The 9,353-nt window shown below is 71.3% G+C and carries 6 protein-coding genes and 1 pseudogene; 4 read left to right on the top strand and 3 right to left on the bottom strand.

The annotated features are described in order from the left end of the window. Positions 1-221, top strand: a pseudogene (locus VIL67_RS06685) (calcium-binding protein); the annotation flags it as partial. A gap of 119 nt (positions 222-340) precedes the next feature. Further along, positions 341-2,182 carry an aspartyl protease family protein gene (locus tag VIL67_RS06680; RefSeq protein ID WP_332048094.1) on the top strand — a complete coding sequence of 614 codons (1,842 nt, stop codon included), beginning with the start codon at positions 341-343 and terminating at the stop codon, positions 2,180-2,182. Here VIL67_RS06680 and VIL67_RS06675 read toward each other — a convergent pair. Both VIL67_RS06675 and VIL67_RS06670 read right to left on the bottom strand, forming a co-directional pair. Then, positions 2,179-3,534, bottom strand: a complete 1,356-nt coding sequence (locus tag VIL67_RS06675) for a glutamate--cysteine ligase (RefSeq protein ID WP_332048093.1) — start codon at positions 3,532-3,534, stop codon at positions 2,179-2,181. The two genes, VIL67_RS06680 and VIL67_RS06675, sit on opposite strands and share 4 nt — an antisense overlap. A gap of 109 nt (positions 3,535-3,643) precedes the next feature. Then, the gene (locus VIL67_RS06670; RefSeq protein WP_332048092.1) at positions 3,644-4,360 is read right to left on the bottom strand and encodes a 16S rRNA (uracil(1498)-N(3))-methyltransferase; all 717 of its coding nucleotides are present in this window, start codon (positions 4,358-4,360) and stop codon (positions 3,644-3,646) included. 113 nt (positions 4,361-4,473) lie between these two features. On the opposite strand from VIL67_RS06670, the gene ppk2 reads away from it, so the two are divergent. Together ppk2 and VIL67_RS06660 are read left to right on the top strand one after the other, a co-directional pair. Next, the gene (gene ppk2, locus VIL67_RS06665) at positions 4,474-5,253 is read left to right on the top strand and encodes a polyphosphate kinase 2 (protein ID WP_332048091.1); all 780 of its coding nucleotides are present in this window, start codon (positions 4,474-4,476) and stop codon (positions 5,251-5,253) included. A gap of 407 nt (positions 5,254-5,660) precedes the next feature. Continuing rightward, a complete protein-coding gene (locus VIL67_RS06660) occupies positions 5,661-6,869 on the top strand; it encodes a winged helix-turn-helix domain-containing protein (RefSeq protein WP_332048090.1) in 1,209 nt (402 codons plus the stop codon). An 18-nt stretch (positions 6,870-6,887) separates the two neighbouring features. Here VIL67_RS06660 and VIL67_RS06655 read toward each other — a convergent pair whose 3' ends face one another. After that, a complete protein-coding gene (locus tag VIL67_RS06655) occupies positions 6,888-8,675 on the bottom strand; it encodes an ABC transporter ATP-binding protein (RefSeq protein WP_332048089.1) in 1,788 nt (595 codons plus the stop codon). Between the last annotated feature and the right edge of the window lie 678 nt (positions 8,676-9,353).

Here is a 9,353-nt window from a genome sequence, read left to right as displayed (position 1 = left end):
CCGGCGGCGCGGGCGCCGACCTCTTCGTGGGCCTCGTGGGCGGCGGCCGCGACCTGGTGCTGGACTTCAGCTTCGCCGAAGGCGACCGGCTCCTGCTGGGCGCGACCCGCTACACGGCCCACCAGTCGGGCGCCGACACCGTCGTCGACCTCGACGGCGGCGGCCAGCTCGTCCTGGCCAACGTCCAGCTCTCGGCCCTGCCAGCCGGCTGGATCGTCTAGTAGCGAAGGCCTCGAACACCTCGCCGTCGAGGCGACGGCCCAGGAGCGAGGACGCTGCGGTAGCGTTCCGCCCCCGGACACGACTTCCGGTGGAGCTCCAGGCGCCCTAGCCTGACCGCATGCCACGCGCTCTGATCCCTGTCGTCCTGGCTGCTGCAGCCGCCACCCTCGCCGCCGCGGACCCGGCCTCGGCCGCCGCAAAGCCCGCCGGCTGCACGCTCCAGCGCGCGGCTGAGCTGCACGTGACCATGCGCGGCACGCGTCCCATGGTGCCGATCAAGATCAATGGTCAGGACACCCTTATGCTCGCCGACAGCGGCGCGGTGTACAGCACGATCTCGCCCGAGGCCGCCAAGCGGCTGGGCCTGAAGATGCGGCCCGGCCCTTATGGCATGCGCCTGCAGGGCGTCGGCGGGTCCGTCAGCGTCAGCATCGGCGTCGCCGACGAGATCGTCATCGATCGCGTCCCGCTGAAGAACATTCAGTTCCTGGTTGCAGAGGGCGCAGGGGTCGGCGGGGATGAGAGCGCCGGCCTGCTCGGCCAAAACGTTCTGGGCTTCGCTGACGTGGAGTACGACCTCGCCAACGGCGCGATCCGTCTCCTGGTGCCAAAGAACTGTGAGAAGGCCATGCCGGCCTACTGGAGCAAGGCCGGTCAGGACGTCGGCGTCATCGACGTGGAGCCGCTCAGCCCCGCCACCCCTCACCTGCGCAGCCGTGCCAAGCTGAACGGCCAGTCGATCGACGTGATGCTCGACACCGGCGCTTCCACCTCTGTGCTGACGCTCGCCGCGGCGCGACGCCTGGGCTTCCGTCCGGATGCCGAGGGCGTCGATTTTGGCGGGGTCAGCGGCGGCATCGGCCGGCGGCGCTTCGATAACTGGATCGCCCCCTTCGACAGTTTCGAGATCGGCGGCGAGGTGATCAAGAACACGCGGCTGCGGGTCGCCGACCTTCAGCTGGGCGAGGCTGACATGCTGCTTGGCGCCGACTTCTTCCTCGCCCACCGCGTCTACGTCTCGCGCAAGCAGCGAAAGGTTTACTTCACCTACAACGGCGGACCGGTGTTCAAGCTCGACCGGGAGCCCGACGCCCGGCGGGCCGTTCAGGCTGCGGCTTCCGGCGCGTCCGAACCCGTCGCGCCCGCCGCCGAGACGCTGGCGGACGCCGCCGCCTACGCCAGGCGGGCCGCGGCCCACCTGGCCCGCCGCGACTTCGACCGTGCGGTGGCCGACTATACCCGCGCCGCGGAAATGGAGCCTCGGGAGCCGAAGCACCTCGTCGACCGTGGCATGGCTCGCCTCGCTTCACGGCAGCCGATACTCGCCATGGTCGATTTCGATCAGGCCCTGAAGCTGAAGCCCGACGACCGTCGCGCCCTGCTGGCCCGCGGCCAGCTCTACATCGCCAGCCGCCAACCCGAACGGGCCGAGGCGGACTTCCAGGCGGCTTTGAAGGCGGCAGGCGCGACCTCCGAAGTTCGCCTGGCGGTGGCCGAGATCTACAGCGAGGCGGAGCAGTACGAGCGCGCGGTCGCCCACTACGACGCCTGGATCGCCGCCAATCCGAGCCACGAACAGGTGACGATGGCCCTCAACGGGCGCTGCTGGGCGCGCGCGCTCTGGGGCAAGCAGCTCGAGGCGGCGCTCGCCGACTGCGACTCGGCGATCCGCCGAGCCGGGCGGCTGGCCAATGTTCTCGACAGCCGTGGTCTGGTGAAGCTGCGGCTCGGCCGGTTGGACGAGGCGATCGCCGACTACGACGCCGCGCTGAAGCTGCAGCCGCGCATCGCCTGGTCACTGTACGGCCGCGGGGTCGCCAGGCTGCAGAAGGGCCAGACTGCGCAGGGTCGGGCCGACATCGCGGCCGCCGTAGCCATCGACCCTGGCGTCCGGGACGCGGCCCGTCGCGCGGGCGTTCGCGAGGACGCCGACGCCAAGGCGCCTGACCGAACGTCCTAGTAGGCGAAGGCCTCGAACACCTTGGAGGCGTCGCCTTGCCAGGGGCCGTTATAGAGCTCCAGCAGCCGCTCGGCCGGGGTGACGCCGCTCTCGGCGATCTCGATGAGCTCGGTCAGGTAGCCGCTCTCGTCCACCAGGCCGCCGGAGAGCCGGTTGCGGCGCTTCAGCCCCTCGCGGGCGATGGCCAGCATGTCCTTGGCCACGTCCTGCACGCTGCGGCCGGCCACCTGCGCCTTCAGGCCCAGCCGCGCCACGTCGCCCCGCAGGCGCTCGTGGTCGTCGATGTCCCAGTCCTTGCAGAGGTCCCAGGCCGCGGCCAGCGCCGCCTCGTCGTAGAGGATCCCCATCCACAGCGCCGGCAGGGCGCAGAGCCGGCTCCAGGGGCCGGAGTCCGCGCCGCGCATCTCCAGGTACTGCTTCAGCCGCACCTCGGGGAAGATGGTGGTGGTGTGGTCGGCCCAGTCCTTCAGGGTCGGCCGCTCGCCCGGCAGCTCGGCGAGCTTGCCGTCCATGAAGTCGCGGAACGAGCGCCCCGCCACGTCCACGTACCGCCCGTCGCGCTTGACGAAGTACATGGGCACGTCGAGCGCGTAGTTGGCGTAGGTCTCGAAGCCGAAGCCGTCGCGGAACACGAAGTCCAGCATGCCCGTGCGGTCGCCGTCGGTGTCGGTCCACACGTTCGCGCGGGTCGACAGCAGGCCGGTGGGCTTGCCCTCCTTGAAGGGCGAGTTGGCGAACAGGGCGGTGGCGATCGGCTGCAGCGCTAGCGAGGTGCGGAACTTGGCCACCATGTCGGCTTCCGAGCCGAAGTCGAGGTTCGCCTGCACCGTGCAGGTGCGGAACATCATGTCGAGGCCCATGGAGCCGACCTTCGGCATGTATTCCCGCATGATCTTGTAGCGGCCCTTGGGCATCACCGGGACCTGCTCGCGGGTCCAGATCGGGGTGAAGCCCAGGCCCAGGAAGCCCAGGCCCAGCTCGTCGGCGACGACCTTCACCTCCTGCAGGTGCGCGCCGGTCTCCTCGCAGATGTCGTGGATGGTCTCCAGCGGGGCGCCCGACAGCTCGAACTGGCCGGCGGGCTCGAGGCTGACATTGGCCATGCCGCGCTCGAGCGCGATCACGTGCTCGCCCTCGTACACCGGCTTCCAGCCGTAGCGGGTCAGCCCCTCCAGCAGCGCCTGGATGCCGTTCGGCGCGTAGGGCACCGGCGCATGGGTCCCGAGCTGGAACACGAACTTCTCGTGCTCGGCCCCCACCCGCCAGGCGCTGGCCGGCTTGGCGCCCTCGGCGAACCAGCGGACCAGGTCTTCGAACACCAGGGGACGGTCGTCGCAGGCGACACCAGCCATACCGAATTCCTCCCCCGTCCCAACCTGGAGCAGCGCCGCGGCGCGCGCCCGGTTCCTTACGTCGTCAGGTCACATGGGTGCAATCGCCGCGCCGCTCAAGGTGTGCCCGTCAGGGACGCCAGTCGCCCGCCGCCGCCTGCCACAGGGTCAGCGCCGAGATCGCCGCCGTGTCGGCCCGCAGGATCCGCGGCCCAAGCGTCGCCGCCACGGCATAGGGCAGCCCCCGCAACATCTCCCGCTCGCGCGGCGCGAACCCGCCCTCGGGCCCCACCAGGACCGCCCAGGGGCCGCCGTCCGTCACCGCCTCCAGCACCGGCCGGGCGTCCCCCGCCTCGTCGCAGAACAGCAGCCGCCGGCCCGCCTCCCACGCCGCGATCAGCCGCTCCAGCTTCACCGGCTCGGCCACCTGCGGCACGTCCAGCCGGCCGGTCTGCTCGGAGGCCTCGGTGGCGATGGCCTGCAGGCGGTCCACTCGCGTGTGGTCGGCGTTGGTGCGCTCGGTGATCACCGGCCGGATCCGCCGCACGCCGAGCTCCGCGGCCTTCTCCACGATGGTCTCCAGCGGCCCGCGCTTCACCAGCGCAATGACCAGGTCGAGGTCCGGCCCCTGCGCCTGCGGCCGCGCCGGGTCGATCAGCTGCAGGGTCACCGCGCGCTTGCCCACCTGGCCGACGATCGCCCGCCACTCCCCGTGCCGGCCGTTGAACACCCGAAGCTCGTCGCCCGCCTTGGCCCGCATCACCGCCCCCAGATAGCGGCTCTGCCCCTCGTCCAGGACGAGCTCGGCCCCGGCGGCCAGGTCGTACGGCACATGCAGGCGGATCATGGGGGTCTCTCTACCCTGCCCCTTTTCCGCTCGTCATCCCCGAGCTTCTTCTTGTCCGCTCGTCCCGGCGAAAGCCGGGATGAGCGGAATCGCAGGGCGCGCGTTACCCGACCATGCCCAAGGACGCCCCCAGCGACACCGCCGACGCCTACGAGCTCGAAGAGCGCGCCCTGCAGGTCGCCCTCGTGCGCTTCCAGCAGTACGCCATCGAGGCGGGAGAGAAGGACCTCGTGATCTTCGAAGGCCGTGATGCGGCCGGCAAGGACGGCGCCATCAAGCGGATCACCGAGCACCTGTCGATCCGCAACACCCGCGTGGTCGCCTTGCCCAAGCCCACCGAGCGCGAACGCAGCCAGTGGTACTTCCAGCGCTACACGCCCCATCTGCCCGCCGCCGGCGAGCTCGTGATCTTCAACCGCTCCTGGTACAACCGGGCGGGCGTCGAACGGGTCATGGGCTTCGCCCCGCCGGCCGAGCAGGAGGCCTTCCTGCAGGACGTCCGCCCCTTCGAGTCCATGCTCACCCGGGGCGGCGTGCAGATCGTCAAGCTCTGGCTCGACATTTCGCGAAAGGAACAGGCCAAGCGCCTCGCCGCCCGCACCACCGACCCGCTCAAGGCCCTGAAGGTCAGCCCTCTCGACGCTGTCGCCCAGGACAAGTGGGACGCCTACACCCAGGCCCGGGACGAGATGCTGACCCGAACCCACTCGGCGGACGCGCCGTGGGTGATCGTCCACACCGACAAGAAGAAGAAGGCCCGGCTGGCCATCATGCGCCACCTCCTGAAGGTGCTCGCCCCGCCCGAGATCGCCGGCGACATCCCCGCCCCCGACCCCGACGTCCTCTTCGAGTTCGAGCCCTCGGCCCTGACCGATGGCCGCCTGGAGCGGTAGCGAGGCGCGGGCCGCCGTCACACCGGGCAGCATCGCCTCGATGCTGCTCCCCCTTAAGGTCCACGGGCAGATTGCAGCTCTGGCCTCTGAACGGGTCAAGGACGCGCCCTGCGGGCGCGCCGCGCGGCGGCGAGCGCTGCGCGCTCGTCCTTGAGCCGTTCAGAGGCCAGAGCAGACTCGCCACCGTGAACTTAAGGCCCGGTCCGTCGCGGGTTCGCCCCCTCTCCTCCGCTCATCCCCGCGAAAGCTGGCACCCAAGCGGCCTGTCCACCTTACAACGGCCGCGCCCCCATCCAGGCGCAGGCCCACCCCGCCCCCATGTTGTTCCGCCTTTGTTCAAGCCCTAAGCTCGGCCTTCGAGTCAATCTGGATCCCGGCGCTCGCCGGAGCGCGCGGAGGGCGCGACCATGAACCCCGAGATCCTCACCGCCGCCCAGGCCCGCCGGATCGCGCTCGCCGCCCAGGGCTTCGGCCGCCCCCGCCCCGCCGCCCCGGGCAAGCGCGACCTTCTCAAGACCATCGAGCGCCTGGGCGTCGTCCAGATCGACAGCGTCAACGTCGTCTCCCGCACCCACTACCTGCCCGCCTTCTCCCGCCTGGGAGCCTATCCGCGGCCGCTGCTCGAGGAGCTGGCCTGGGCCCGCAAGCGACCGCTGTTCGAGTACTGGGCGCACGAGGCCTCGCTCCTGCCGCTCGCCGCCCAGCCGCTGTTCCGCTGGCGCATGCAGGACGCCCGCGACGGCTTGGGGGTCTGGAAGGGGATCGCCCGCTTCCTGCACGAGCGCCGCGACTTCGTGGACCGGGTGCTGGACGAGATCGCCGCCCGCGGCCCGCTCTCCGCCTCCGAGCTGGAGATGGGCCACAAGGGCCAGGGCGGCTGGTGGGGCTGGAGCGAGTCCAAGCGCGCCGTCGAGGGCCTGTTCTGGACGGGCGAGCTCACCACCGCCACCCGCCGCGGGACCTTCGAGCGGGTCTACGGCCTGCCCGAGAAGGTGATCCCGCGGAAGATCCTCGACCTGCCCACCCCGCCGCGCGACGCCGCCCAGCGTGAACTCGTCATGATCGCCGCCCGGGCAATGGGCGTGGCCACCGAGCGGGACCTGCGCGACTACTTCCGCCTGCCGGTCGCCGACGCCAGGGCCCGCCTGGGCGAGCTGGTGGAGGCCGGCGCCCTGACCCCGGTGACGGTGAAGGGCTGGCGCGAGCCCGCCTATCTCGACCCCGCCGCGCGCCGGCCCCGGCGCATCGAGGCCCAGGCCCTGCTCTCGCCGTTCGACAACCTGATCTGGTTCCGCGAGCGCACCGAGCGGATGTTCGGCGTCCGCTTCCGCATCGAGATCTACACCCCGGCCGAGAAGCGCCAGCACGGCTACTACGTCCTGCCGTTCCTGGAGGGCGAGGCGCTCACCGCTCGCGTCGACCTCAAGGCCGACCGCAAGGCGGGCGTGCTCCTGGTGCAGGCCAGCCACGCGGAGCCCTGGGCCACCGCCGAGACCGCCGTCCGGCTGGCCGAGGAACTGCGGGTGATGGCCGGCTGGCTCGGCCTGGAGCGCGTCCAGGCCGAGCCGCGCGGCGACCTCGCAGGCGCCCTGGCCGAGGCGCTGGCCGCGTCCTGAGCGGTTCGGAGCTCCCGCCTAGGCCGCCCCCTCCGTCACCGCGTGCAGCCGCGCGTAGGCCCCGCCGCGGCCCACCAGCTCGGCGTGCCGGCCCTCCTCGACGATGCGTCCGTTCTCGAACACCAGGATCCGGTCGGCGCCGCGGATCGTCGACAGGCGGTGGGCGATGACGATGGTGGTGCGGCCCACCATCAGCTCCTCCATGGCCGCCTGCACCTGGCGCTCGGTCTCCACGTCCAGCGACGAGGTGGCCTCGTCCAGCACCAGGATCGGCGCGTCCGCCAGGAAGGCGCGCGCGATCGCCACCCGCTGCCGCTCGCCGCCGGACAGCTTCACGCCGCGCTCGCCCACCAGGGTCTCGTAGCCTTTCGGCAGGCGCGAGATGAAGTCGTCGGCCCGCGCCCGCCGGGCCGCCAGGGCGATCTCGTCGTGGGTGGCGTCCGGCCGCGCATAGCTGATGTTCTCGGCCAGCGTCCGGTGGAACAGCGAGGGGTCCTGCGGCACCACGGCGATGGCCCGGCGCAGCGAGCCCTGGGTCACCGCCGCCACGTCCTGGCCGTCGATCAGGATGCGTCCGCCCTCCACGTCGTACAGCCGCTGGATCAGCTTCACGAAGGTCGACTTGCCGGCCCCCGTGGCCCCGACCAGCGCCACCCGCTCGCCCGGCTGGATCATCAGCGAGAAGCCGTCGTAGAGCGGCCGCTCCGCCGACTTGTAGCGGAAGGTCACCCGGTCGAAGATGATCTCCCCCGCTCCCGGCCGGAAGCTCCGCGCCTCCGGCGCGTCCAGCACCTGCGGCGCCATCTGCTCGTAGCGGGCGACGTCCTCGATGTCGTCCACGCCCCGCTGCGCCGTGCGGATGTTCTCGCCGATGTTCCGCAGATAGCCGCTCATCAGCATGAAGGCGGTGATCGCAAAGGCGATGTCGCCCGCGTCGGCGCGGCCGCGCGACCACTCCCAGACCAGGATGCCGGTCAGGCCGGCCTGCAGGGCCACCAGCAGGAGGTTGTGCAGCAGCCACAGGTCGGTGAACCGGCTCCAGCTGCGGATCGTCGCCCGCCGCCAGAGCTCGGTGACCTCCCCGATCCGGCCTTCCTCGCGCGGCTCGGCCCCGAAGGTCTTCACCGTGGCGTTGGACGAGATGGAATCCGCCAGCGCCCCGCCGATCCGCGAGTCCAGCGCCACCGCCCGGGTGTTCGCCGGCCGGGCGTAGAGCGAGGTCAGGACGATGTTCGAGGCGATGTACAGCGCCACCACCGCAAAGGCGAAGAGGCCGACCGCCGGCCAGCGCAGCAGCATCATCCCGCACAGGCCGGTGAGCACGATGAAGGCCGGGCCGAACCAGATCACCGCCGCGTCGGTCACCGTGTCGTAGCCCCACATGGCCCGCGACAGCCGCCGCACGGTGGCGCCGGCGAAGGTGTCGGCGTGCCAGTCGGCCGAGAACGACTGCACCCGCCGGAAGGCGTCGTCCGTCAGGTCCTTCATGTTGTTGGCCGACATCGGGATCAGGAAGCGCATGGACATGTTCCGGATCACCGAGAACGCCAGGTAGACGCCGACGAACAGCATCCAGGCCCGCCAGGCGGGATCGGCGTCGCCCGGTCCCGCGGTGACCGCGTCCACCAGCCGGCCGGCCGCCCAGGGCAGCGCCAGGTCGAAGCCCACGGCCACCAGGGTCAGGGTGACGGTGCCGGCGAGCAGCCAGGGTCGCCGGCGCCAGTAGCGGGCGACGAAGCCCAGCACCTGCCGGTTCGAGAGCACCCGCTTGCGGGTCTCCTCGGCGTCTTCGTAATGGTCGGTCATCGAACGGGTCTCGAAGCGGCGGCGCCGGCGGGCCGCCCGACGTTCGACGCGAGCGGCGCGCGCCTCCGGCGCGGAAGATGGGGAATGGGCGGATCGGCGGCCGGTTCAGCCCCGGCGGACCACGGGCGCGCGGAAACCGTCCGCCCTTGCGGCGGCCGGCGTCAGGCGCAGGGCCCGGTGTGAGTTAGCGCGGCGGCGGCCCGGCGGAACGCAGTCGGAAGGTCGGTGCGAACGGATACGTCGTCATCGTCCCTCCTCATCGGGTCCCGCAGAGCCGCGGAAGCTAGGCTTGGTTAACAACACGGTCAACCCGCTCGCCGAACAACGCTCCCCCAGCGTCATTTCCGCCACACCGGCCCTACCCTTCGGGCTGGAGAGGGGGACCGCCGGCCGCTAGTCGCTAGCCGCGGAGAGTGCGTTAGGTCCGCTTTCGACCCTTAGCTGACGTTCGGACGGTCCGCTTACCGGATTGGGCGCCGTGCGCATTCTTGCGAGGAGTCCCTGCGGCTGTCGCGCAGCTAGAGAGCGCCGCCTGGCTGCGCTGCATCCAACGGAGCGCTGATCCGGCAGCGCACTCCATCAGACGGGAACGTCATTTCAACGCTGCCATTGAGCTCGCTCGCGAGCCCCCGCTCAAGTAGCCGGGAGCCGAATCCCCGTCGGCTGGGGGCCTGCACG

This window comes from Phenylobacterium sp., from assembly GCF_036563385.1.
Lineage (GTDB): Bacteria > Pseudomonadota > Alphaproteobacteria > Caulobacterales > Caulobacteraceae > Phenylobacterium.
This window is presented reverse-complemented; position numbering and strand designations above follow the sequence as displayed.